Here is a 22246-nt window from a genome sequence, read left to right as displayed (position 1 = left end):
GTCTCCACCGTTGGTGGGTACCGTAGCTTCCATGGTTGAAACCAAGAAGGTCAAGATGCCGTCTTCATCCCTCATGACCGTGATCTTGGCCTTTGCCGCAAATCTTTTGGTCGCCGCGGCAAAAACCGTCGCGGCCATACTTACCGGTTCCGCTTCGATGATCGCCGAGTCCGCCCACTCCTGGGCGGACACCGGTAACCAGATATTCCTGCTGGTGGCTGAGAGGAGATCCTCGAAACAGCGGGACGTGGCCCATCCGATGGGCTACGGCAGGGAAGCTTACGTGTGGTCGATGTTTGCCGCCTTCGGCTTGTTCACAGCAGGGGCCGTTGTGTCCGTGATGCACGGTGTCCAACAGCTTTTCGCACCGGATCCAGGGGGTGATTTCGAGGTCGCCTATGTTGTCCTCGCGATATCCTTCGTGCTCGAAGGGGCCTCGTTCATCCAAGCGTTCCGGCAGGCCCGCACGTCGGCAAGGGAACTTGAACGTCGCACCTTGGAACAAGTGCTCAAAAGCTCGGACCCCACCATGCGCGCCGTCTTCGCGGAGGACAGTGCCGCGCTGATAGGCCTGCTCATTGCCTTCTTGGGGATCTTTCTGCACCAGCTCACTGGATCGCCGCTCCCAGATGCCCTCGGATCCATATTTGTCGGCATCCTTCTCGGTGTCATCGCGGTGGTGCTGATAGATCGCAATCGTCGCTTCCTCGTCGGTCAGGGCGTTACACCGGAACTCGAGAAGTCGATGGCGATCAGGGTCATGGAACACCCGGAAATCGATCGCCTAACGTATCTGCACCTGGAGTTTGTTGGGCCGCGCAAGCTGTACCTCGTCGCGGCGGTGGATATCACGGGCGACCTTCGGGAGCATGAGGTAGCCATCGCATTGCGCCGTGTGGAACGGGAACTGGAAGATGAGGAGACCGTCGAGGAGGCGGTGCTGACCCTCGCTACGCCCGACGAACCCTCGCTGTCCTTTGGCGTTCGGCCACAGTCGCCTGCCGTTGAGTAAACCAGCATCGGCAATCCGCTGGAACCTCTGGGGAAAACAAGTACAGGCTACTCGTGCCATGTTTCACGCAAAGTTGTTGACTCAAGGGACCAGCATCCGCGCGCTGTCCGGGGACGCCGATCCGAGCTGCCGACGGCACGGTCGGCCGAACCATCGAGCTTGCGCACCGGAAGCACAGTCAATTTTCGAGGGGAGCTGCAATGGACGGGCAAGCATGGATTTGGATCGTGGTGGCGATTGTGATCATCGCCGTGATCGTCGCCGTCGTCGCTTATGGGCGCCGAGCGAAGGACGCAGCTAACCGCAAGCGCGCTGCGGACCTCCGCGAGAAAGCCCGTGCCGACGCCCTCGGAGCTCATGAGCGCAGCGCTGAGGCCGCTCGAGCGGCAGCTGACGCCGCCCGCGCCGAGAGCGAAGCGGAACGCTTGCATCAGGAGGCCACTGACAAGCAGAAGGCAGCCGAACGGGCCAACGAAGCCTCGCAGGACAGGCTGCGGCGGGCGGAAGAGTTGGACCCCGATGCGGGCAACCGCTCGGACACGAATGGTGAGGTACGCCGTCGGGACAGGGACGACGCCGGAGACCGACGGGAGCGAGACGACGAGCGAGGCGACGAAGAGGGGCGCCGGGGGCCAACGCGGTAAGTCAGGGCAACGTTTAGTCTGGGCACAGGGTCCGACCGGCCTCTACCGGCCGAAACGGTTACATGTAACAATTGTCGTATGGGAACGGTGAAGGATCGAGTTAGCGAGTATCGGCGCCGGATGCGGGAGCAGGGCTTCCGGCCCATTCAGGTGTGGGTGCCGGACACTCGTGCCAAGACGTTCGCCGAGGAAGCGAGGCGGCAAAGTGCCATCGTGGCCGAAGCGGACCGGCATTCCGATGATCAGGACTTCGTCGACGCCGTGTCCGTACTCTGGGACGACGAGGAGTGATCCGCGGCGAGATCTGGACGGTTGCTGGCGGCGTCTTCGCCTCGAATCCACGTCCGGCGCTAGTCATTCAGGACGATCGCTTCAGCGATTCGGAGTCCCTAACCGTGGTGCCCATGACCTCAACTCTTCGGGACGCGCGTTTGTTGCGGATCCCGGTGACACCTTCTGACCTGTCAGGGCTGGTCCGCGAAAGTCACGTAATGATCGACAAAGTCACCACAGTGCGCCGGTCCAACGTCCAGTCCCGGGTAGGGCGCCTTACCGCCGCCCAGCTTGTGGAAGTGGAACGGGCGCTTTTGGTTTTCCTCGGGATCGCGTAGGGAATAGCAGCCCTAGGCCGTCACACTCCGCCTGCAGTGGGTGCGGCTTGGGGTTGATCTGCCATTTCCTGCGTGGCGGCCCAGCTCGCGAGGAGGCGCAGGGCGTCTGCCGAGGGGGAGCCAGGTTCCGCAGGATAGATGAACAGGGAGAGGCCGGTGTCCGCTGACAATTCCATTGCCTCGAACAGCAACCGGAGTTCGCCCACCACTGGGTGATGGAAATGCTTGAAGCCGCTGTAGTGGCGGCGCACGTTGTGGGCTGCCCAGCGAGTGCGGAATTCATCGCTTCGGGTGGAAAGTTCGCCTACAAGATCGCTCAATCCGCGGTCGAAGGGGTCGCGGCCGGCCTCTGTGCGCAGGATGGCCACCATGTTGTTGGCAGCGAGTTCCCAATCCGGGAAGAACCTCCGGGCCCGCTCCTCATCCAGGAAAATGAAGCGCGCGTAGTTGGGCGGCCGGACCGGGTTGACGTACATCTCGGAATGCAAAGCAAGGCCAAGTTTGTTGGCGGCGAGGATATCCATGCGCGCGTTGCGGACAAATGCCGGCGCGTCAGTGATGGCGTCGAGGACAAAGTGGACACTCGGCCGGACTTGTTGTGGAGCCGACCGACGCAGCCGCTTGCTCGTCCCGGCTGTGCGCGCCAGATCGAACAGGTGTGCGCTCTCAGCGTCGTCGAGTTGGAGAGCCCTGGCCAATGCTTCCAGGACGCTCTCGGATACTCCGGCAAGGTTTCCGCGTTCCAGCCGCGTGTAATACTCGACGCTTACCCCGGCCAGGATTGCGACTTCTCCGCGACGGAGACCGGCTACGCGCCGGTTCCCGCCCGACGTCGGTAGCCCCGCCTGTTCGGGGGTGATCTTCGCACGCCGGGAAGCAAGGAAATCGCGGGCGTCGTTCCGGTTGTCCATGCGATCAACGATAGTGACGTTTGAGCGCCTTGAGGGAGTCCCTGCCAGTACCTCTATCAGCCGGAGTTCCCCCAGCGCCGGTGCTAGAAAATGCGGAAATCGCCGGCGTCGGCGTTCGCGGACGGGTACACCACTGGTTCCCGTCCCAGCTCCAGCAGGACGTCATTGATGCTCATTTGCCCGTCGAGTTGGACGGCCGGGACGAAGGCGGTTTCGGATTCGACTTCAGCGGTCATGGATCGATCTTATGCGCGGCGGGGCGCGCGGACACGATGAACACGCGGCCATAAGCCCAAGACGCCGGACGCTGTTTTGTGTTCGAGGATCACGGCTTCTGGGATGCTGCCGCGGAGGGGGAGAGGTCCGATAGCGTGAGCGGATGTGTCGGAGCCTCCGGGAAGGGGTGGCTGATGGTCACATCGAGATCCGGACCGATGTGGACCAACGCACCGCCCGGCAGTGCTCTCCATTCCGGGTTGTCATCCATCGGTTCGGTGGCGATGAGGACGTGTCCGGAATGGGCCAAATCCTTGCTGTGGGCGCGGATGCGGGAGCTCCGCGCGTCCAGGGGAGCCGCCTCCTCGGCGCGGGCAGGCAACCGTTCCAGAATGTGCAGTTCATGCGTGTCCGGATACCTGACCGACCAAACGTCGCTCGCCGTCGTCAGGATCAGGTTCAAGCTGAACACTGGGAGCTCCTTCGCGATCCAGCTGATCGCTTGGGTGATACCTTCGCCGACGTCGCCATTTGCGCGCCTGCTCTCCGCGGTGAGCAATGCGAAGAGGCGTTCACTGTCTGTCTGGCCCTTTACCAGATCCGAAACCCCGAACTCGGCCAGCCGCTGATCGAGCCGTTCAAGATCGCCGAAGGCGCCGTTGTGGGCGAACAACCTCCCGTCCTGCTCGAACGGGTGCGTGTTGACCATGGTGTGCGCGCCGGTACTGGCATACCGCACATGGGCCAGGAACGTCGTGCTCTTCAGGACCCGCGCCTCGCGCGCAAAGGCGTGGTCCTCCCATGCAGCGAGAGGCTGTTTGGCGACATGGGCCTTACCTTCACTGTCGAACGTGCCTATGCCGGCGCCGTCGGGCTCGCGCCGGCTCTGGTCAGCGAGGCTGTCCGGCGCGTCCAGGAGCCAAAAAGTGGCGCGGACTGCTTGTGAACCGGCATGCAAGCCGAACAATCGGCACATGGCACACGTCCTTCCTTGGAGCGGTCGGTGGTGAAGCTGCTAGTGGTGGAACGCCTGGGTTTGCCCATCGGCGGGCATCGGTGACGTGAGGCCGTCCAAGTAGGCGACTTCCTTCTTGAGGTCGGCCAGGAAACTCGATGCGAGGTCTCGTGTGAAACCGTTGCGGACAACGATCCGTTGGACTGTGATCTCGCTCAATCCGTCCGGCATGGGGTAGGCAGGGACGAGCCATCCATTCATCCGCAGCCGCTCGGACAAGTGGTGAAGGTTCCAGTTCTTCGTGTATCCGTCGGTGAGCTGCCAGGCAAAGACCGGAATGTCCGATCCGTCGCTCCACAAGGTAAACGGCTCCATCGCCCCTATTTCACTCGATAGATAGAGCGCCACGTCCCGGGAGGTTGCCTGAACGGATTTGTATCCCTCGTATCCGAGCCGGAGGAACAGGTAGTACTGAAGCAGCACCTGGGCGCCGGGCCGCGAGAAGTTCAGTGCGAAGCTCGGCATGTTCCCGCCGAGGTAGCTGACATGGAAGATCAGGTCTTCGGGGAGCGCTTGCTCGTCCCGCCAAATGATCCAGCCAAGACCGGGATAGACCAAGCCGTACTTGTGGCCGGACGTGTTGATCGAGGCGACCCTCGGCAGACGGAAGTCCCAGACAGTCTCCCTCTGCAGGAAGGGCGCAACCATCGCTCCGGAGGCGCCGTCGACGTGGATCGGAATATCAAGGCCGTGCTTTTCCTGGATTTCGTCCAGCGCCGCCGAGATTTTCTCCACGGGTTCATAGACTCCCGTGTAGGTCACGCCCATGATGGCCACAACGCCAATGGTGTTCTCGTCCACGTACTTGTCCAGCTCGTAGCCGTCCAGCATTTGGTGTTCCTTCGACACCGGAACGTACCGGGCCTCCACATCCCAGTAGTTGCAGAACTTCTCCCAGCACACCTGCACTGCCGAGCTGAGGACCAGGTTGGGTTTGTCTGTGGAAAGGCCGGCCGCCCGCCGCGCGTGCTGCCAGCGACGTTTCAAGGCCAAGCCGCCCAGCATGCATGCCTCGGAGGAACCGATCGTGGAGGTCCCAACGGACTTGGCCGGATCGGGGGCGTTCCACAAGTCGGCGAGCATCCGCCAGCAGCGGGTCTCAATCAACGCCGTCTGGGGGTATTCGTCCTTGTCGATCATGTTCTTGTCGAACGTTTCGGCATACAGCTTCGACGCCTCGGGTTCCATCCAGGTTCCGACGAACGTGGCGAGGTTCAGGCGGGAGTTGCCGTCCAACATGGCTTCGTCGTGGACTACCTGATAAGCAGTCGAAGGAAGGGACTCACCGTCCGGAATGGTGAACCGTGGAAAAATACTGGATTCTCCCGGCCGGCTGAACACCGGGTTCAATTCAACTGCGGTGTCGGGTTCATGGGCTGATGTTCGGTGTGACCTATTGATGGTTCGCTCCTTTGACTCGCCGCTGTGCCGGCCATTGCTGTGGCTTGGGCCGCCAAGGCCCCACGCTACCGTGGGCGGCCGCCGTGCCCAAGCCCTTCGGAAGCCGCGCCAGCCGAGTCGGCGCCAGTGACCATTTCTGTTCCACGCCATGGTGCCAAAACGGCTCCGGGTGCATAATCGCAGGGGACGAAGCTCTCTCACAGCGAGCGTAGGAGGCACCAATGTCGATGCAGGACACTCCAGAAGACCGACAGCCTACGGAAACGCAAAGCGTTCCGCTGCCCGGATCAGACAGGGCTCCGGCTCCGGGGGTCCGGGACGTTCTCGGTCCCGTCGATCCTTCGCGTCGGATCGAGGCGACGGTCATCCTGAGGCGCCAGGAAGAGATGCCCGAAATTCCGTCCGCTCCGCTTTCGCGGGACGAACTGGCCTCCCGGTACGGCGCGTCGGCAGCAGACCTTGATCTCGCTGGACGCACCTTCACCGACCTCGGTCTCGACGTTGTGGAATCGGACGCGGCCAGCCGCAGGATTCGGCTGGCTGGAACGGTGGAGCGGTTAGGCGCCGTCTTCGGGACGTCACTGGACGAGCTGACGAGCCGCGGCCCGGACGGCGCTGCTGTCACCCACCGGCACCGCACCGGAGGCCTGCAAGTGCCTGCAGCCCTCGACGGCGTCGTCGTCGCCGTCCTCGGCCTGGACGACCGGCCGCAGGCCCGGGCCCAATTCCACGCCATTCCCCTGGCCGCGGCCGGTACCAGCTACACCCCGCCCCAGCTGGGCAAGATCTACAACTTTCCTGAGGGAACGGACGGAACGGGCCAAACCGTTGCCATCCTTGAACTGGGCGGCGGCTACGGACAGCAAGACCTTGACACCTACTTCCAGGGCCTGGGGATCGTCACGCCCAGCGTCACAGCGGTGGGAGTCGACGGCGGGGCGAACCATCCCGGGCAGGATCCGGCCGGCGCCGATGGGGAAGTCCTGCTCGACGTCGAAGTGGTCGGCGCCTTGGCGCCGAAGGCCACCATTGTGGTCTATTTCGCTCCCAACACTGACGCCGGATTCCTGGACGCGATTGTCGCAGCCTCCCATGCAAATCCGGTGCCGGCCGCGATCAGCATCAGTTGGGGTCAGAGCGAAGACGCCTGGACCGCCCAAGCCCGGACGGCTTTCGACCAGGCACTGGCCGACGCCGCGGCTCTCGGAGTGACGGTGACAGCCGCGGCCGGGGACAACGGCAGTGCGGACGGCGCAACGGACAACAAGGATCACGCCGATTTCCCGGCGTCGAGCCCGCATGTGCTGGCCTGCGGCGGAACCCGCCTTCAAGCAGACGGCGCGACAGGCGTCATCAGCGCGGAAACGGTCTGGAACGACGGCCCCAACTCGGCTACTGGCGGAGGTTACAGCGACGTCTTTCCGGTTCCATCCTGGCAGTCTGGCATCTCGGGGCACGCCAAGCACAAAAAGGCCGGAAGGGGCGTCCCGGATGTCAGCGGTGTCGCCGACCCGCAGACGGGTTACAAGGTGCGCGTCGACGGGAAAGACATGGTGATCGGCGGAACCAGTGCGGTCGCACCGCTCTGGGCGGCCCTCGTTGCCCGCCTCGCGCAGGCCACTAACAGGCGCTTTGGGCTCATCCAACCGCTGCTCTACCAAAACGGCACCCAACCGGCGTCGGGCTTCCATGACATCACCACTGGTTCCAACGGAAGCTACCATGCCGGGACCGGCTGGGATCCCTGCACAGGCCTGGGCAGTCCGGACGGCAGCGCCCTTCTTGCATTGCTGCAAACCAAGCCTTGATCCTCACTCCGCGACAAGATTCATTAGGGCCGGACTCAAAGGGCCGCCACCGCTTAAGCGTTGGTCTGGAGCCCACGAAACGGCGCGCCCGCGCCTGCTTTGGCTGCCCCAGCCGGAGCGGATACGATGGACGATGGCTGGCTGTGGTCCCCGTACGCCACAAGCTATGAAGCCTTATCAATGAATAGGAGACACCCGTGTCAGATGCCCAGCAGATCACCCTCATCGTCGATGGCGAAGAGACCAAGGTGACGGAAGGGACCACCGGCGCGGAACTCTTCTTTGAGCGCCGCGACGTCGTAGTGGCCCGTGTCGATGGCGAACTCAAAGACCTCGACCAGGTGCTGCCCGAGGGTGCCCAGGTTGATGGCATCACCATCGACTCGCCGGACGGACTTAACGTCCTGCGTCACTCAACCGCGCACGTCATGGCCCAGGCTGTGCAGCAGCTTCGTCCGGACGCCAAACTCGGAATCGGCCCATACATCACAGACGGCTTCTACTTCGACTTCGATGTTGCCGAGCCCTTCACTCCTGAAGACTTGCGCCAGCTTGAGAAGATGATGCAAAAGATCATCAACCAGAACCAGAAGTTCGTGCGCCGCGTCGTCACCGAAGACGAAGCCCGCGAAGCCATGAAGGGCGAGCCCTACAAGCTTGAACTGCTGGGCAAGAAGAATGACGCCGCCGACGCCGGCGAGGGCGTCAACGTCGAGGTGGGCGCCGGGGACATCACCATCTACGACAACGTGGACCGCAAGAGCGGTGACAGCGTCTGGTGCGATCTTTGCCGCGGCCCGCACTTGCCCAACACCAAGCTGATCTCCAACGCCTTCGCGCTGACCCGCTCCTCGGCGGCATACTGGCTGGGCAACCAGAACAACCAGCAGCTGCAGCGCATCTACGGCACAGCCTGGCCCACCAAGGACGCGCTGAAGGCATACCAGGAGCGCATCGCCGAGGCCGAGCGCCGCGATCACCGCAAGCTCGGCGCGGAGCTGGACCTGTTTTCCTTCCCGGATGAGCTGGGCTCCGGCCTGCCGGTGTTCCACCCCAAGGGCGGCATCATCCGCAAGGCGATGGAGGACTATTCGCGCCAGCGTCACGTCGACGCCGGGTACGAGTTCGTCTACACCCCGCACATCACCAAGGGACACCTCTACGAAGTCTCCGGCCACCTTGACTGGTACAAGGAAGGCATGTTCCCGGCGATGCACATCGACGCGGAACTGAACGACGACGGCACCGTACGCAAGCCCGGCCAGGACTACTACCTGAAGCCGATGAACTGCCCCATGCACAACCTGATCTTCCGGTCACGCGGCCGCTCCTACCGGGAACTGCCCCTTCGGCTCTTCGAATTCGGCTCTGTATACCGCTACGAGAAGTCCGGTGTTGTCCACGGCCTGACCCGCGTGCGCGGCATGACACAGGACGACGCCCACATCTACTGCACCCGCGAGCAGATGAAGGACGAGCTGACCACAACCTTGAACTTCGTCCTCGGCCTGCTCAAAGACTACGGCCTGGACGACTTCTACCTTGAACTGTCCACCAAGAACGAAGACAAGTTCGTTGGAGAGGACGCCGCATGGGAGGAAGCCACCCGGACCTTGGCCGAAGTAGCCGAGGCCTCGGGGCTGGAGCTGGTCCCGGATCCGGGCGGAGCCGCGTTCTACGGTCCCAAGATCTCCGTGCAGGCGAAGGATGCTTTGGGCCGCACCTGGCAGATGTCCACCATCCAGCTGGACTTCAACTTGCCTGAGAGGTTCGAGCTGGAGTTCCAGGCCGCCGACGGTACCCGCCAGCGTCCGGTCATGATCCACCGTGCCTTGTTCGGCTCGGTTGAGCGTTTCATGGGCGTACTGACCGAACACTACGCGGGGGCTTTCCCCGCTTGGCTCTCGCCCGTGCAGGTGGTCGGCATTCCGGTGGCGGAGGCGTTCAACGACTATATGTTCGACGTCGTCGGCCAGCTCAAGGCCGCTGGCATCCGTGCCGAGGTAGACATTTCCTCAGACCGTTTCCCGAAGAAGATCCGCACTGCGAGCAAGGACAAGATTCCCTTCGTCCTCATCGCAGGGGGAGAGGACGCAGAGGCCGGCGCGGTGTCGTTCCGCTTCCGCGACGGCAGCCAGGACAACGGTGTGCCCGTTGCCGAGGCCGTCCGAAGAATTGTGGACGCCGTCAAGAACCGCGAGAGCTGACGAGTCGGACACGCGGGGGGCAGGAAATAGTGCAGGAGAACACGGGCGTGACAGCTGAGTATCCGGGCGATGCCGAAGTGACTGACGACTTCGGCCTGGCAGGTGTTCCTGATGCCTTCCAGCGCCTGTGGACTCCGCACCGCCTTGCCTACATCAAGGGCGGGCAGAACCAGTTCAAAAATCAGGACGACTGCCCGTTCTGTGTAGCTCCGAGCCGCACGGACGAGGAATCCCTCATCGTGCGGCGCGGCAAGACGTGCTACGTTGTGCTCAATTTGTTCCCTTACAACCCTGGTCATTTGCTGGTGTGTCCTTACCGGCACGTTCCGGACTACACGGACATCACAGTGCAGGAAACGGCGGAAATGGCAGAGCTCACGCAGACCGCTATGCGGGTGCTGCGAAAGGTGGCCAACCCGAGCGGCTTCAACCTGGGCATGAACCAAGGCGTGGCAGGCGGGGCGGGAATCGCCGCACACCTGCATCAGCACGTGGTTCCTCGCTGGGGTGGGGACGGGAACTTCTTCCCGATCATCGCTCAGACGAAGGCCATCACTCAGACCCTTGACGAGGTTCGCCAGCAGGTGGCCGACGCCTGGCCGGAAGAGTCGGATCTCTCCGGGGAGACGGATGCTTAATCGGCACGCCCGCGGGTTTTTCACCGGGCTGTTCTCGCCCGTTGCCCGGTTCCTGCTCAGGGTTGGGGTCTCGCCCGACGCCGTCACCGTCGTCGGGACCGCCGGCGTAGTTCTCGGTGCCCTGATTCTCTACCCCCTGGGCCAGCTCTGGTGGGGTTCGCTGCTGATCGCCGTTTTCGCGCTGTCCGACGTCGTGGACGGAATCATGGCGAGGGAACAGGGGCGCAGCGGCCCCTGGGGAAACTTCCTCGACTCCACGCTGGACCGGCTGGCAGACGGCGCCATTTTCGCCGGCGTCGCAATCTGGTTCTTCACGGGCGGCGGGAACAGTGCGATCGCTATCGCTTCCCTGGCCTGCTTGGTGCTCGGGATGGTGGTTTCGTACGCCCGCGCCAAGGCTGAATCATTAGGCTTCTACGCCAATGTGGGCATAGCCGAGCGCGCGGAACGGCTCATCTCTGTGCTCCTCGTCACCGGCTTGACCGGGCTCGGGTTGCCTCCCGTCGTCTTGCTGGTGACCCTTGTCATGCTCGCCGCCGCTACGGCCGTCACCGTCGTCCAAAGGATGGCGGCCGTCCGCGAACAGGCGATGGCAGACGTCGACGGCGGGACGCCCGCTTAAGCGGTGGGATCATCCTGTCGTGTTCAGGCACGTTTCCTGTCGGGCAGGCTTATGTCCGGGTGGGTCGGAAGTGGTGGTTGCGTCGGGGTGTTTGGCGGGGGTCGAGGTGGGGTGGTGGTTTGAACCATGCTGTGCCGGTGTCCAGGGTGATGGTCCAGTGTTCTTTGTGGATGACGTGGTGGTGGTGGCTGCATAAGAGGGTGCCGTTGTCGGTTCCGGTGGTGCCGCCGTGGGACCAGTAGGTGATGTGGTGGGCTTCGCACCAGGGTGCGGGGATGGTGCAGTCGGGGAAGGCGCAGCCTTGGTCCCGGGCGATGATGGCTTTGCGGATGTGGGGCGGGAAGATGCGGGTGGTGCGGCCGATGTCCAGGACGCGGCTATCGCTGCCGAGCAGGACGGGGATGATGTCCGCGTCGCAGGCGATCTTGCGGATGACCGAGGGGTGGAGCGGGCCCTGGAAGGTGGACGCGCCGCTGCTCAGGTGCGGGCCGGTGGGCGTTTCGCGGTCGACCCGTTCGAGGCGTTCGAGGAGGTCCCGGTAGTCGATGGTCACCATCAGCTGGGGCCGGAGGCCGCCGTTGGCGGGCAGTTCGCCGGTGGCCAGGGCCACTGCGCAGGCGCCGGTGAGCCCGTCGAGGAGTTTCTGTGCCCGGGAGCGGCGGTCCAGGTCGGGGCCGGTGGCGGGGCCGGTGCCTGTGCCGGTGCCTGTGCCGGCGGCGTTGGGCTGCAGGCGGGGGTTGGCGGCGGTGTTCATGGCGGTGGCGAGGGTTTCAAATTGTTCCGCGGTGGCGAAGATTTCCAGGTGGTGCAGTCCGCGGCGGGGTTTGCGGATGAACGCTCCTTGGCGATGGCGTAGTTCTTCCTCGCCGGGTTCGGATCCGTCCTGGTCGATCGCGTCGACCCAGCGTTTGGCCATCCGGGACACGAAATCGGGGTCGCTCTCAACTGCGGTGCGGGTGAGGGAGTGTTCCATCTGGTGGGCGGTGTCCGCGTCGGCGATGTGTCGCACCTGGTCCAGCGCCATGCTGATGATCGTGGCCGATCGGGACGGCACGGCTGCCGTGGAAAGGGCTTCGGCGAGGAGTTCGTGGCGTGCGGGGACGTCCTGTCCGGCGATCCCTGTTTGCGGGAGCACGCCGGAGGCCAGGACAAGCCGGCGCCTGGCCTCGCCGATGCTGATCCGCAGCCTGGCCCGCAGGAATTCGGCCGCGTTCCGGTACCCGTCGTCGACCGCGTCGGCTGCTCCCGCGACCGGTGCGGCTGCGGTGTCGGCTTCAGTTCCCGCGACCGGTGCGGCTGCGGTGTCGGCTGCGGTGGGTTCGGTCCAGCCGGTCCGCCACCCCGGCGCCGGGGATGCCTGCCATGCCGCCTGGGCTTCGCGCCGGGTCCGTTCCACGGCCTGGGCTGCGACGAGCTGCAGAAACTCGACCGTCCGGGAGATCTCCTCGACCTTGCCGGCGAAATCGGCGGCTTCGGAGAAAGCCAGCACGCGGGCGTCGGCGAGAGCGGTTGAGCGCAGCGCATCCATCGCCGCCACCGCCAGATCAAGGCCACTCGCGGGGGACAGCGCGGCTCGCGGGGACAGCGCGGCCGGGTTTTGCTGCCCGGCATGCCAGGCAGGGACGGGCTTCAGGCGGCGGGACAGCCGTCCCGGCGCCGCGATCCCGCCATCGGGCGGGGCTGCCCGACGTGCCACGAGTTGACCGATGCCTTCCATGAATAAACCCTGTCACGGGGGTCTGACTTTTTTAGCCCCTGCGCTGCCAATCGACGTCGCGCAAAGCGAAACAAGGAAAACAGGTCCCAAAAATCAGGTGTTGAGGTCCCAATGAACCCGGATCGCCTCAGCGACCGGGCCGGTGACGCACTCACCATTGCCGAAGACGGATTCCCGCGCCTTCGCCACGGCGACGAATCTGATGCCGTAAATGGGTACCTGAAGTATCGCGACGCGCGGAAGTCATGACAGCGGGTGAGCGACGCCCGCCGGTGCCGGCAGGACCGGGTGGCCAAGGCCGGTAATCAAGTACGACGGGCACAGCGCAGGGGACTAGTATTGAAGTTACTTGGTCAATGTGACCTGGAAATCCGGCGCGCTGTGTGTGGCCCCTGTCCGCCTGCGCCCCGGCCAAGGTCTTCTATCTACCCATAGGGGTTTTTGTGTCTACACCTGATGTAAGCAACGAAGCCGGTTCGTCCGCAGCCAGCGTTACGGGCAGCAACCGCGTCAAGCGCGGTATGGCCGAGATGCTCAAGGGCGGCGTCATCATGGACGTCGTCAACGTCGAGCAGGCCCGCATCGCCGAAGATGCCGGTGCCGTGGCTGTCATGGCGCTCGAGCGCGTTCCCGCCGACATCCGCGCCCAGGGCGGCGTGTCCCGCATGTCGGATCCGGACATGATCGATGCGATCATCGCCGCCGTCTCCATCCCCGTCATGGCCAAGGCCCGCATCGGCCACTTCGTCGAGGCACAGGTCCTGCAGTCCCTCGGCGTGGACTACATCGACGAGTCCGAGGTCCTGACCCCGGCCGACTACACCCACCACATCGACAAGTGGAACTTCACGGTTCCCTTCGTCTGCGGTGCCACCAACCTCGGCGAGGCGCTGCGCCGCATCAACGAGGGCGCGGCCATGATCCGCTCCAAGGGCGAGGCCGGCACAGGCGACGTCTCCAACGCCACCACCCACATGCGCCAGATCCGCGCCGAGATCCTCCGCCTCTCAACGCTTCCCGATGACGAGCTCTACGTCGCCGCCAAGGAACTGCAGGCCCCGTACGAACTCGTCAAGGAAGTCGCCGCGACCGGCAAGCTTCCCGTTGTCCTGTTCACCGCCGGCGGTATCGCCACCCCGGCCGACGCTGCCATGATGATGCAGCTCGGCGCGGACGGCGTGTTCGTCGGTTCGGGCATCTTCAAGTCCGGCAACCCGGCCCAGCGTGCCGCCGCCGTCGTAAAGGCCACCACCTTCTTCGACGACCCCGACGTCATCGCCAAGGTCTCCCGAGGCCTGGGCGAAGCCATGGTCGGCATCAACGTCGAGGAAATCCCCGAGCCGCACCGCCTTGCCGAGCGCGGCTGGTAGTAGGTCTTAAGCCGGCGCGCTATGTTGGTGCGCCGGACGGCGCTGATCCTCGGCGTGCTAAGAGAGACTGCAGAGGCTCCATGGAGGAGGCGCCTCGGCGCCGAGTTTGTGGAGCAGCAGTCGAACGCGCTGCCGGATCACACCGTCCGGTGCTCTGAGTCCATGAGCCTTCCGCTCTGGCTAACTACGACGGCGGCCGGTCACCTTTCGTGGTGACCGGCCGCCGTCGCGCGTTAACCCAAGTAACTAGCAGTTGTTGTCGTTATGAGGCTCCATAACGACTGTGAGGATTGGAGTGGCTGGTCTGGGACTGGCTGGCAGAGTAGGTGCTGGCCGTTCCGCCCTGCGGTCGTGACTCACATAACGGCTGGCCCCGTCGGGGTGCCATTTTAGTGACTTGTCCGTCCGCGGGGTGGGCGGCCGGTACCTGCCCGGCCCACCTCGGTGACTTGATCAGAAGGTTGCCCGCCCTGTTTGACGGGGCGTGGCTCGTCACAGTGCTGTTCCGAAGTGACCTCTACCCGGACTGGTACCGGCCGTTTGCGGCCCTGACCATATCCGCGAAATAGAGGAAAGTGCCGGAACCGCTATGACTATCGTTGCGCATTCCCACCCGTTTGTCGTCGGCGTCGACACCCACGCCAAAAACCATGTCTACGCCATCATCACCGCTACCGGGGAACTGCTCCAGACCCGGGATTTCCCGACCACCAGCGCCGGCATCAACCGGGCCATCGCCTGGGTCGCGCGCCGCACCGGCGCCGATCTGGGGACCCTGTGGGTGATCGAGGGCGCCGCGTCCTATGGCGCCCTGCTCGCCGGTGCCGTCGGCGCCGCCGGCTACCAGGTCGCCGAAGCCGCCCGGATGGACGCCCGCACCCACCGCGGAGTCGGCAAGTCCGATGTGTTGGACGCGCACCGGATCGCCGCGGCCGTCCTGCCCCTCCGGGAGCAGCAGCTGCGCCGCCCGCGGCTGAACGAAGGGATCCGTGCAGCCTTGCGGGTCCTGGTCACCGCGCGGGAGTCCATGACCACCGAGCGCACACGGTCCGTGAACGCACTGACCGCGCTCCTGAGGGTGAACGATCTGGGCCTGGACGCCCGCAAACCCCTGACCGGAACCCAGATCGCCGAGGTCTCCCGTTGGCGGGCCCGCGAAGAACCGCTGGCATTGTCCGTTGCCCGCTCCGAAGCGGTCCGGCTGGCCAGACACATCAGCGAACTCGACGCGGACATCAAAACCAACGGCTCCCGGATCACCGAACTGGTCGAAATCAGCGAAGCCGCGCCCCTGCTGCAGGAAACCGGATTCGGTCCCGTCACCGCCGCAATCTGCCTGACCGCGTGGTCCCATCAGGGCCGGGTCCGTTCCGAGGCCGCCTTCGCTTCCCTGGCCGGGGTCAGCCCGATCCCGGCCTCCTCCGGGAACACCGTCCGGCACCGGCTCAACCGCGGCGGCGACAGAACCCTGAACAAAGCCCTGCACATGATCGCCCTCAGCAGGATGACCTTCGACACCGAGACCATCGGATACGTCCAGAAACGACAAGCCGAAGGACGGACCAAAAGGGAGATCCGCCGGTGCGTGAAACGCTATCTCGCCCGACGGATCTACCGAACACTCAACAACACAAACCCAACACCCAGCCACGCTTGACGAACCATAGAAGGGTCAACAACTGCGAGCTAGTTGGGTCTGCCCGCTGGTTATTCGAGCCCGCGGCGCTTCAGGAGGGGCTCGAGGGACGCTTCGCGGCCCCGGAGGGTGCGGAAGGATTCCAGCGGATCCCGGCTGTTTCCGCGGGAGAGCAGTTCGGAACGGAATCGTTCGCCGTTCTCGCGCAGGAGCCCGCCGTTTTCCGTGAACCAGTCCACCGTTTCCGCGTCGAGCACTTCACTCCAGATGTAGGAGTAGTACCCGGCTGCGTAGTAATCCCCGGCGAAGATGTGCTGGAAGTACCCCGTGCGGTACCGGGGAGGTATGAGGGAGTGGGCCACGCCTGCCGCGGCCAGTGCCTTGGCCTCGAAATCCTGGGCATCCTGAGGGACTCCGTCTACGTCCAGCACGTGCCAGGCCAGGTCCAACAGGGCGGCTCCGAGGTATTCCGTGGTGGCGAAACCTTCGCCCCAGAGCTTGGACTCGTTGAGGCGATCGATGATGTCCTGTGGGAGTGGCTCGCCGGTGGCGTAGTGGCGCGCGTAGTTGCCGATGATCTCGGGCCACATGATCCACATCTCGTTGACCTGCGACGGATACTCCACGAAGTCCCGTGGGACCGAGGTTCCGGAGAATCGTGGATACGTGACGTTGGAGAAGAGTCCGTGCAAGGCATGGCCGAACTCGTGGAACATGGTCCTGACTTCGTCCAGGGTGAGCAAGGTGGGTTCTCCGGCCGGCGGTTTGGAGATGTTCAGGTTGTTGATCACCACCGCCTTGGTACCCAGGAGCGCTGATTGTTCGACGAGCGAATTCATCCAGGCGCCGCCGCGTTTGGAGTCCCGCGCGTAGTAGTCGCCCAGGAAAAGGGCAAGCTCGGAGCCGTCCTCGTTCCGCACCTCCCAGACGCGGACATCGGGGTGGTACCCCTCAAGGTCCTTCCGCTCGTGGAAAGTAATACCGAAGAGGCTCGTGGCTGCGAAAAACACGCCGTCCACCAGCACTCGGTCCAATTCGAAATAGGGCCGTAGCTGCTGTTCGTCCACCTCGTAGCGCTCCCGGCGGACGTTCGAGGAGTAGTACGCCCAGTCCCAGGCTTCCAGCGGGTGCCCCGCGCTCTCCGCCAAGGCGCCCGCTTCGGCGTCGGCGTTGCGGATGGCGGCAGGAGCAAGCCGGTTCAGCATCGCCTGCACGGCCGCGAAATCGGGGGCGGTCTGGCGGTCCATGACCAGTTCGGCGTAGTTGCCGAACCCGAGAAGTGTCGCCTTCTCGGCCCTCAAACGCACCATCGCCTTCGCCAGCTCCATGACGTCCAGGCTGCCGCCGTCGCTACCCCTCGCAATGGATGCCTCATAGAGGCGGCGCCGGAGCTCACGGTTCTGCAAAGAAGCCAAAGCAGGTTGGTTGCTTGGTTGAATGAGGGTCAGGAGGTATTTCCCTTCGTGTCCGGCAGAGCGTGCTGCCTCGGCGGCGCTGGCGATGTCGTCCGCCGGCAGGCCGGCAAGCTCCGTGGCGTCATCCACCACGAGGGCAGCGGCCTTCATGGCTTCCTTGACGCGTTGCCCGTACTCCGTTCCCAAACGGGAGAGTTCCGCATTGAGGCTCTTGAGCTTTTCCTGGTCAGCCGGATCAAGCTGGATCCCCGACTGTCGGAATTCCCGGAGGTATTCCTCCACCAGCCGGATGGATTCATTGTCAAGTCCTGAGGTGTCTACGGCTGCGAATCGCTCGTACAGTCCACGGTTGAGGTAGACCGCGTCCTGATGGCTCGCGAAACGGGGAGACAGTTCGGTTTCGAGTTCGCGGATGGCCTCCGAGGCATCGGCAGAAACCAGTGTGAAGAAGGAGGCCGCTGCCCGCTCCAGCTGTCGTCCGGAGCGCTCCATTGCAACTGCCGTGTTTTCGAAGGAAGCAGGCTCCGGATTGTCCAGGATGGCCTGTATCTCGGCCAGGTGCTCAGAGAGTCCCGCGTCCACGGCTTCGGCGTAGTGGCTGTCCTGGATCGTTGCGAAGGGCGGCAATCCGAAGGGAAGGGTACTCGGCTCCAAGAGAGGGTTCGTCATGAAGCAACCCTTTCATGCAGGGCCTCCGCCCACAACGCTTTCCCGCGGGTTAGCGCGGCCGCCGCGCCGCATTCTCGCGCGCGAGGCGCGCATAGCCGTCGTCGGGCGTTCCGGGGACGAAGGTACCGTACTTGCGTTCGACGGCGGTCCGGATCAGGAAGTCGGCGATGGCCGGATTCTTGGGCAACAAGGAACCGTGCAGATAGCTGGCAACCACATTCCGGTGCCTGGCGCCTTCGTGGTTGTCTTTGCTGTTGTTGCCGGCACCCTTGGACACGGTGCCGAGGGGCTCGACGCCGGGACCCAGGGAAGTCTGTCCGCTGTGGTTTTCATAGCCCAGGATTTCGCCGAATTCCGGTGAGGTCAGGGTGACGTTTCCGATGAGGCGTTCATCGGTGCCGACCGTCTCGACGTCAAGGATGCCGATACCGGGGATAACAGGGCCGCTCTTCGTCTTGAAGAACTTGCCGAAAAGCTGGTAAAGCCCGCAAATAACCAGCATCGGCGTTCCGTCCTCGGCCATCTCGCGGAGTTGTTCGCCTCGTGACTGGAGATCGTCCTGGATGACTACCTGGCCGCTGTCCTGGCCACCTCCGCCCACAATGAGATCGACATCTTCGGGGAAGTCGTCGCCCACGTTGTATTCAAGGAGCTCAGGCGTGTATCCGTGCCAGAGCAAGCGCTGCCGCAGGACGAGGGCATTGCCCCAGTCGCCGTAGATGTTCATGTCACGGGGATACAGCTGGAGGACCCGGACGGTGCCCTTGCTGGCGTGGAGGGCGGTGTCTTCGGCCGGGGTCATGAGACCACCTCTACTGTGGTGATTTTGGAGAGTTCGCGCCGGATGGCCAACATCGCGGTGTAGGTGCAGAACACGCGTTTAGGCTTGCCCGCCGACCCTCGGATGAATTCAGCCAACGCCGCAGGGATGTCCGTGTCCACTGAACCGAAACGGACCTCGTCGTACTGGAGGCGCAGCGCCATGTCGTAGGCACGGACACCGGTCAGGACCTCGACGCCGTCCTCGCGCAGGGAATCGAATTCAACGTCCCAGAGCCAGGACATGTCGCGGCCGTCGGCATAGTTGTCGTTGATGGCGATCATGGACGCGTAGCCCTTCGCCGGGAATGACTTCAGGCCCAGGCGGAAACCGCTCGGGTTCTTCACCAGGACCAACTCGAGGGGCTGGCCATCCACCGTCAGGCTCTCCCCGCGGCCAAAGGCCGGAGCCACCTCCGAGAGTGCCTTGACCAGCTTGGCGGCATCGCCAGGCCTTCCGCTTGCTCCGGTGATGCTCCTGGCGAGCACCAATGCGGCGGCGGCATTGAAGATGTTGTAGACGCCGCGGAGTTTCATGTGGGTCGCCACTCGGGTTCCGTCGAACTCGAAGTCGGCGTCGTCGGTACCGACGCGGCGGAGCACGACGTCGGCCGCCGGGGAGTCGGGAACGTCACCGACGGGGCTGGTTCCCGGAGCCGCGGCCCGCATGTCGTCGTCGTTCGGGAAGGTGCTTCGGAGCGATTCGTCCAATCCGAAGTAGAGCACCTCGGGGCCGCTCACGGCCCCTGCAATGCGGGCGACCCGGGGGTCCTCGCGGTTCAGGACCACGGTGCCGGTGGTGCGCTCGGCGATGCGCTGGAGAAGCATCGCGGTGGCGTCGATTTCGCCGAAACGGTCCAGCTGGTCGCGCAGGACGTTGAGGAGGAGGCAGTAGCGCGGCGGCACTTTGTTCACGAAGTGCACGGCATGTGCTTCGTCGAGTTCCAAGACCGCGACGTCGGCGTCCAGCCTTCCGCGCCAGTCCACTTCACCGAGGAGCGCAGCTGCGACGCCGCGGGTGAAGTTGCTGCCTGTCCGGTTGGTGAAGACCTTCAGGCCCTGGCTTTCCAAGAGCTCCACCACCATTTTGGTGGTGGTGGTCTTGCCGTTGGTTCCGCTCACAACCGCCACGCCGTGGGGGAGCGAGGACAGCGTCCTTTGCATGAAGCCTGGGTCGATTTTCTCGACCACGAGGCCGGGCAAAGCCGAACCCCCGCCGCGCAGCCGGGACACAGCACGGACCAGCTTGCCGAGTGGAACGGTGAACGAAAACATGCTCTGTAATATATCCCAGTTGGTGCATAAACCACGTGCCGTAAGCCTGCCATCGGATTCCCGGGGCGAGCCCGGCAGTGGCAGCGCATTATGATGGTCGAATGACCAATCCCCCTTCCGAGGCGTCATCAAGCGTGGGCTCGGGCCTGCGCATCGGCGTCCTCGCACTACAAGGCGATTTTCGTGAGCACATCCACGCCGTCGAAGCGGCCGGTGCCACCGGCGTCGGCATCCGGCGTCCGGCGGAACTCGACGACATTGACGGCCTCATCATTCCCGGCGGCGAGTCGACCACCATCGACAAGCTGGCGCGCATCTTTGAACTCGCCGATCCAATCCGCAAGCAGATTGCGTCCGGCCTGCCGGTCTATGGATCCTGCGCCGGCATGATCCTGCTAGCGGACGACATCGCCGATCCCGCCACGGACCTCGCCGGGAATCCGCAGCAGACTTTCGGTGGATTGGACATCACGGTCCGTCGCAACGCCTTCGGCCGTCAGCGCGAGTCTTTCGAAACCGACCTTGACTTCAAAGGCCTTGAGTTCAGCGCCGGCGAATCCGGCGTCGACCCCGTCCACGCCGTGTTCATCCGTGGACCGTGGGTGGAACGCGTTGGTCCCGGCGTCGAAATCCTTGCCCAGGTGGAACCGGGAAAAGCCACCCACACGGACACTTTGCACGGGTTGGCTAGAATTGTTGCAGTGCGCTCAGGTCGGTTGCTGGCCACCTCCTTCCACCCGGAAGTGACTGGGGAGAAGCGCGTGCATGAATTGTTTATTCGAATGATCAGAGGGGAAGTTTAAAGCATGTCAGGCCACTCCAAATGGGCGACGACCAAGCACAAGAAGGCCATCCTCGATAGCCGCAGGGCCAAGTCGTTCGCCAAACTGATCAAGAACATCGAAGTCGCGGCCCGCATGGGCGGACCGGACCTTGCCGGCAACCCCAGCCTGGAACTGGCTGTCACCAAAGCGAAGAAGACGTCGGTCCCCGCCGACAACATCGACCGCGCCATCAAGCGCGGAGCCGGCCTGACCGGCGAAGTGGTCGACTACACGGAAATCATGTACGAAGCCCGGGGCCCGCAGGGTTCCGCCCTCCTGATCGAGTGCCTCACGGACAACAAGAACCGTGCCGCCTCCGAGGTCCGGCTGGCGATCTCCCGCAACGGGGGCACCATTGCCGACCCCGGCTCGGTGAGCTACCTCTTCACCCGCAAGGGCGTCGTCAACCTGCCCAAGAACGGGCTCAGCGAAGACGACATCCTGATGGCCGTACTCGACGCCGGCGCCGAAGAAGTCAAGGACAACGGCGAGAACTGGGAAATCCACTCGGAGCCCACTGATCTCCAGGCCATCCGCGAAGCCCTCAAGGATGCCGGCATCGAATACGAGACGGACGAAGCTGAGTTCGTCCCGTCCATGCAGGTGCCGTTGGACCTCGACGGTGCCAAGAAGTTCATGAAGCTCGTCGACGCCCTTGAGGATCTCGACGACGTCCAGAACGTGTACACCAACGCGGACATGAGCGAGGAAGTCCAGGCTGCGCTCGAAGCCGAGTAGCGCCCACTTGCAACACAGCTTCATAACAAACAGGGAGGCCCGGACTTGACTCTTCGCGTATTGGGAGTCGATCCGGGCCTCACCCGTTGCGGCATCGGAGTGGTCGACGTCGAACGGAACCGGCGCGCCACCATGGTCGCCGTCTGCGTCGTGGGAACCTCCCCGGAACAATCATTGGACCAGCGATTGCTGGTCATCGCCAAGGCCATCGACGAATGGCTGGACCTGTACAAACCCGACGTTCTCGCGGTCGAACGGGTCTTCTCCCAGTTGAACGTCAGTACCGTCATGGGCGTCGCCCAGGCGTCCGGCGTGGTCATTGCGGCCGCTGCGCGGCGGGGCATCCCGGTGGCGCTCCACACGCCGTCGGAGGTCAAAGCTGCCGTCACGGGTAGCGGCACCTCCAACAAAGAAGCGGTGACAAAACTCATCACCAAGATCCTTCGTCTTGACGCCCCGCCGCGCCCGGCCGACGCCGCGGACGCGTTGGCCCTCGCCGTCACGCACGCGTGGCGGGCCGGCAGCGGTGCCGCGGTTGCCACCACCGGACCGGGGAGCAGTGCATTGACACCCGCCCAGCGGGCCTGGGCTGAAGCCGAAGCGAAAGCGCGCCGCGGCCGGTAAATGTCGGTGGCCCTTGCTAGGGTATTCGTAGATATGTTCGGATAGCCCGCAGCGCAGCATGCACGGGGCAGTAC

The 22246-nt window shown here is 64.0% G+C and carries 22 protein-coding genes; 14 read left to right on the top strand and 8 right to left on the bottom strand.

Annotated elements, in window-relative coordinates; translation table 11 throughout:
- Nucleotides 1–31 precede the first annotated feature (31 nt).
- The 4 genes from ACSKT0_RS12615 (at nucleotide 32) to ACSKT0_RS12600 (ending at nucleotide 2267) form a co-directional block, all read left to right on the top strand.
- Nucleotides 32–1012, top strand: a complete 981-nt coding sequence (locus ACSKT0_RS12615; protein WP_437770117.1) for a cation diffusion facilitator family transporter — start codon at nucleotides 32–34, stop codon at nucleotides 1010–1012.
- A 200-nt stretch (nucleotides 1013–1212) separates the two neighbouring features.
- Entirely contained in the window at nucleotides 1213–1656 is a 444-nt protein-coding gene (locus ACSKT0_RS12610; protein ID WP_437770116.1) for a hypothetical protein, read from the top strand.
- 78 nt (nucleotides 1657–1734) lie between these two features.
- Nucleotides 1735–1947, top strand: a complete 213-nt coding sequence (locus ACSKT0_RS12605) for an antitoxin MazE family protein (protein ID WP_437770115.1) — start codon at nucleotides 1735–1737, stop codon at nucleotides 1945–1947.
- Nucleotides 1944–2267 (top strand): type II toxin-antitoxin system PemK/MazF family toxin, encoded by a 324-nt coding sequence (locus tag ACSKT0_RS12600; RefSeq protein ID WP_437770114.1) that lies wholly within the window; start codon nucleotides 1944–1946, stop codon nucleotides 2265–2267. The genes ACSKT0_RS12605 and ACSKT0_RS12600 overlap by 4 nt, the downstream gene beginning before the upstream one ends.
- 20 nt (nucleotides 2268–2287) lie before the next feature.
- On the opposite strand, the gene ACSKT0_RS12595 is transcribed toward ACSKT0_RS12600, so the two are convergent.
- The 4 genes from ACSKT0_RS12595 to ACSKT0_RS12580 form a co-directional block, all read right to left on the bottom strand.
- A complete protein-coding gene (locus ACSKT0_RS12595) occupies nucleotides 2288–3178 on the bottom strand; it encodes a helix-turn-helix transcriptional regulator (RefSeq protein ID WP_437770113.1) in 891 nt (296 codons plus the stop codon).
- An 83-nt stretch (nucleotides 3179–3261) separates the two neighbouring features.
- Nucleotides 3262–3414 carry a hypothetical protein gene (locus tag ACSKT0_RS12590; protein WP_284982224.1) on the bottom strand — a complete coding sequence of 51 codons (153 nt, stop codon included), beginning with the start codon at nucleotides 3412–3414 and terminating at the stop codon, nucleotides 3262–3264.
- An 89-nt stretch (nucleotides 3415–3503) separates the two neighbouring features.
- Nucleotides 3504–4370, bottom strand: a complete 867-nt coding sequence (locus ACSKT0_RS12585) for a class II glutamine amidotransferase (protein WP_437770112.1) — start codon at nucleotides 4368–4370, stop codon at nucleotides 3504–3506.
- 39 nt (nucleotides 4371–4409) lie between these two features.
- Nucleotides 4410–5810 (bottom strand): glutamate decarboxylase, encoded by a 1401-nt coding sequence (locus ACSKT0_RS12580; RefSeq protein WP_437774023.1) that lies wholly within the window; start codon nucleotides 5808–5810, stop codon nucleotides 4410–4412.
- Nucleotides 5811–6031: 221 nt separating this feature from the next.
- Here ACSKT0_RS12580 and ACSKT0_RS12575 point away from each other — a divergent pair, with 221 nt between their 5' ends.
- The 4 genes from ACSKT0_RS12575 (at nucleotide 6032) to pgsA (ending at nucleotide 11085) form a co-directional block, all read left to right on the top strand.
- The gene (locus ACSKT0_RS12575; RefSeq protein ID WP_437770111.1) at nucleotides 6032–7618 is read left to right on the top strand and encodes a S53 family peptidase; all 1587 of its coding nucleotides are present in this window, start codon (nucleotides 6032–6034) and stop codon (nucleotides 7616–7618) included.
- 197 nt (nucleotides 7619–7815) lie between these two features.
- Entirely contained in the window at nucleotides 7816–9825 is a 2010-nt protein-coding gene (gene thrS / locus ACSKT0_RS12570; RefSeq protein ID WP_345450675.1) for a threonine--tRNA ligase, read from the top strand.
- A 29-nt stretch (nucleotides 9826–9854) separates the two neighbouring features.
- Nucleotides 9855–10463 carry an HIT family protein gene (locus ACSKT0_RS12565; protein ID WP_345450673.1) on the top strand — a complete coding sequence of 203 codons (609 nt, stop codon included), beginning with the start codon at nucleotides 9855–9857 and terminating at the stop codon, nucleotides 10461–10463.
- The gene (gene pgsA / locus ACSKT0_RS12560; protein ID WP_437770110.1) at nucleotides 10456–11085 is read left to right on the top strand and encodes a phosphatidylinositol phosphate synthase; all 630 of its coding nucleotides are present in this window, start codon (nucleotides 10456–10458) and stop codon (nucleotides 11083–11085) included. The genes ACSKT0_RS12565 and pgsA overlap by 8 nt, the downstream gene beginning before the upstream one ends.
- Before the next feature lie 49 nt (nucleotides 11086–11134).
- On the opposite strand, the gene ACSKT0_RS12555 is transcribed toward pgsA, so the two are convergent.
- The gene (locus ACSKT0_RS12555; RefSeq protein WP_437770109.1) at nucleotides 11135–12802 is read right to left on the bottom strand and encodes a DUF222 domain-containing protein; all 1668 of its coding nucleotides are present in this window, start codon (nucleotides 12800–12802) and stop codon (nucleotides 11135–11137) included.
- A gap of 111 nt (nucleotides 12803–12913) precedes the next feature.
- Between ACSKT0_RS12555 and ACSKT0_RS12550 the strand changes: the two genes are divergently transcribed.
- From ACSKT0_RS12550 to ACSKT0_RS12540, 3 genes are all read left to right on the top strand, one after another.
- Nucleotides 12914–13051 (top strand): hypothetical protein, encoded by a 138-nt coding sequence (locus tag ACSKT0_RS12550; RefSeq protein ID WP_437770108.1) that lies wholly within the window; start codon nucleotides 12914–12916, stop codon nucleotides 13049–13051.
- Nucleotides 13052–13245: 194 nt separating this feature from the next.
- A complete protein-coding gene (gene pdxS / locus ACSKT0_RS12545; RefSeq protein WP_437770107.1) occupies nucleotides 13246–14172 on the top strand; it encodes a pyridoxal 5'-phosphate synthase lyase subunit PdxS in 927 nt (308 codons plus the stop codon).
- A gap of 589 nt (nucleotides 14173–14761) precedes the next feature.
- Nucleotides 14762–15829, top strand: coding sequence for an IS110 family transposase (locus ACSKT0_RS12540; protein ID WP_437770106.1), 1068 nt, complete (start codon nucleotides 14762–14764; stop codon nucleotides 15827–15829).
- A 50-nt stretch (nucleotides 15830–15879) separates the two neighbouring features.
- On the opposite strand, the gene ACSKT0_RS12535 is transcribed toward ACSKT0_RS12540, so the two are convergent.
- Genes ACSKT0_RS12535 through ACSKT0_RS12525 form a run of 3 tightly spaced genes read right to left on the bottom strand, consistent with a single transcriptional unit; the run spans nucleotide 15880 to nucleotide 19986 of the window.
- On the bottom strand, nucleotides 15880–17892 hold the full coding sequence (locus ACSKT0_RS12535) for a M3 family metallopeptidase (protein WP_437770105.1): 2013 nt from the start codon (nucleotides 17890–17892) through the stop codon (nucleotides 15880–15882).
- A gap of 49 nt (nucleotides 17893–17941) precedes the next feature.
- Nucleotides 17942–18694, bottom strand: a complete 753-nt coding sequence (locus ACSKT0_RS12530; protein WP_437770104.1) for a type 1 glutamine amidotransferase — start codon at nucleotides 18692–18694, stop codon at nucleotides 17942–17944.
- A complete protein-coding gene (locus ACSKT0_RS12525) occupies nucleotides 18691–19986 on the bottom strand; it encodes a MurT ligase domain-containing protein (RefSeq protein ID WP_437770103.1) in 1296 nt (431 codons plus the stop codon). Before ACSKT0_RS12525 ends, ACSKT0_RS12530 begins: the two co-directional genes overlap by 4 nt.
- A 101-nt stretch (nucleotides 19987–20087) precedes the next feature.
- Here ACSKT0_RS12525 and pdxT point away from each other — a divergent pair, with 101 nt between their 5' ends.
- The 3 genes from pdxT to ruvC are packed head-to-tail and all read left to right on the top strand — an operon-like array spanning nucleotide 20088 to nucleotide 22172.
- Complete coding sequence (gene pdxT, locus ACSKT0_RS12520) at nucleotides 20088–20789, top strand: pyridoxal 5'-phosphate synthase glutaminase subunit PdxT (RefSeq protein ID WP_236810687.1); 702 nt, start codon at nucleotides 20088–20090, stop codon at nucleotides 20787–20789.
- A 3-nt stretch (nucleotides 20790–20792) separates the two neighbouring features.
- Nucleotides 20793–21548, top strand: coding sequence for a YebC/PmpR family DNA-binding transcriptional regulator (locus ACSKT0_RS12515; protein WP_437770102.1), 756 nt, complete (start codon nucleotides 20793–20795; stop codon nucleotides 21546–21548).
- 45 nt (nucleotides 21549–21593) lie between these two features.
- Nucleotides 21594–22172 (top strand): crossover junction endodeoxyribonuclease RuvC, encoded by a 579-nt coding sequence (ruvC, locus tag ACSKT0_RS12510; protein ID WP_236810689.1) that lies wholly within the window; start codon nucleotides 21594–21596, stop codon nucleotides 22170–22172.
- The last annotated feature ends 74 nt before the right edge of the window (nucleotides 22173–22246 follow it).

The sequence above is a fragment of the Arthrobacter sp. KNU40 genome (genome assembly GCF_051515115.1).
GTDB lineage: Bacteria > Actinomycetota > Actinomycetes > Actinomycetales > Micrococcaceae > Arthrobacter.
This window is presented reverse-complemented; position numbering and strand designations above follow the sequence as displayed.

Bases quoted from the DNA above. Each gene is read 5' to 3' on its own strand.
- ACSKT0_RS12535 (WP_437770105.1), bottom strand. From the start codon at position 17,892: ATGACGAACCCTCTCTTGGAGCCGAGTACCCTTCCCTTCGGATTGCCG.
- ACSKT0_RS12595 (WP_437770113.1), bottom strand. From the start codon at position 3,178: ATGGACAACCGGAACGACGCCCGCGATTTCCTTGCTTCCCGGCGTGCG.
- ACSKT0_RS12585 (WP_437770112.1), bottom strand. From the start codon at position 4,370: ATGTGCCGATTGTTCGGCTTGCATGCCGGTTCACAAGCAGTCCGCGCC.
- pgsA (WP_437770110.1), top strand. From the start codon at position 10,456: ATGCTTAATCGGCACGCCCGCGGGTTTTTCACCGGGCTGTTCTCGCCC.
- ACSKT0_RS12605 (WP_437770115.1), top strand. From the start codon at position 1,735: ATGGGAACGGTGAAGGATCGAGTTAGCGAGTATCGGCGCCGGATGCGG.
- ACSKT0_RS12540 (WP_437770106.1), top strand. From the start codon at position 14,762: ATGACTATCGTTGCGCATTCCCACCCGTTTGTCGTCGGCGTCGACACC.
- ACSKT0_RS12515 (WP_437770102.1), top strand. From the start codon at position 20,793: ATGTCAGGCCACTCCAAATGGGCGACGACCAAGCACAAGAAGGCCATC.
- ACSKT0_RS12525 (WP_437770103.1), bottom strand. From the start codon at position 19,986: ATGTTTTCGTTCACCGTTCCACTCGGCAAGCTGGTCCGTGCTGTGTCC.
- pdxT (WP_236810687.1), top strand. From the start codon at position 20,088: ATGACCAATCCCCCTTCCGAGGCGTCATCAAGCGTGGGCTCGGGCCTG.
- ACSKT0_RS12555 (WP_437770109.1), bottom strand. From the start codon at position 12,802: ATGGAAGGCATCGGTCAACTCGTGGCACGTCGGGCAGCCCCGCCCGAT.
- ACSKT0_RS12610 (WP_437770116.1), top strand. From the start codon at position 1,213: ATGGACGGGCAAGCATGGATTTGGATCGTGGTGGCGATTGTGATCATC.
- ACSKT0_RS12590 (WP_284982224.1), bottom strand. From the start codon at position 3,414: ATGACCGCTGAAGTCGAATCCGAAACCGCCTTCGTCCCGGCCGTCCAA.
- ACSKT0_RS12530 (WP_437770104.1), bottom strand. From the start codon at position 18,694: ATGACCCCGGCCGAAGACACCGCCCTCCACGCCAGCAAGGGCACCGTC.
- ACSKT0_RS12575 (WP_437770111.1), top strand. From the start codon at position 6,032: ATGTCGATGCAGGACACTCCAGAAGACCGACAGCCTACGGAAACGCAA.
- ACSKT0_RS12615 (WP_437770117.1), top strand. From the start codon at position 32: ATGGTTGAAACCAAGAAGGTCAAGATGCCGTCTTCATCCCTCATGACC.
- ACSKT0_RS12550 (WP_437770108.1), top strand. From the start codon at position 12,914: ATGAACCCGGATCGCCTCAGCGACCGGGCCGGTGACGCACTCACCATT.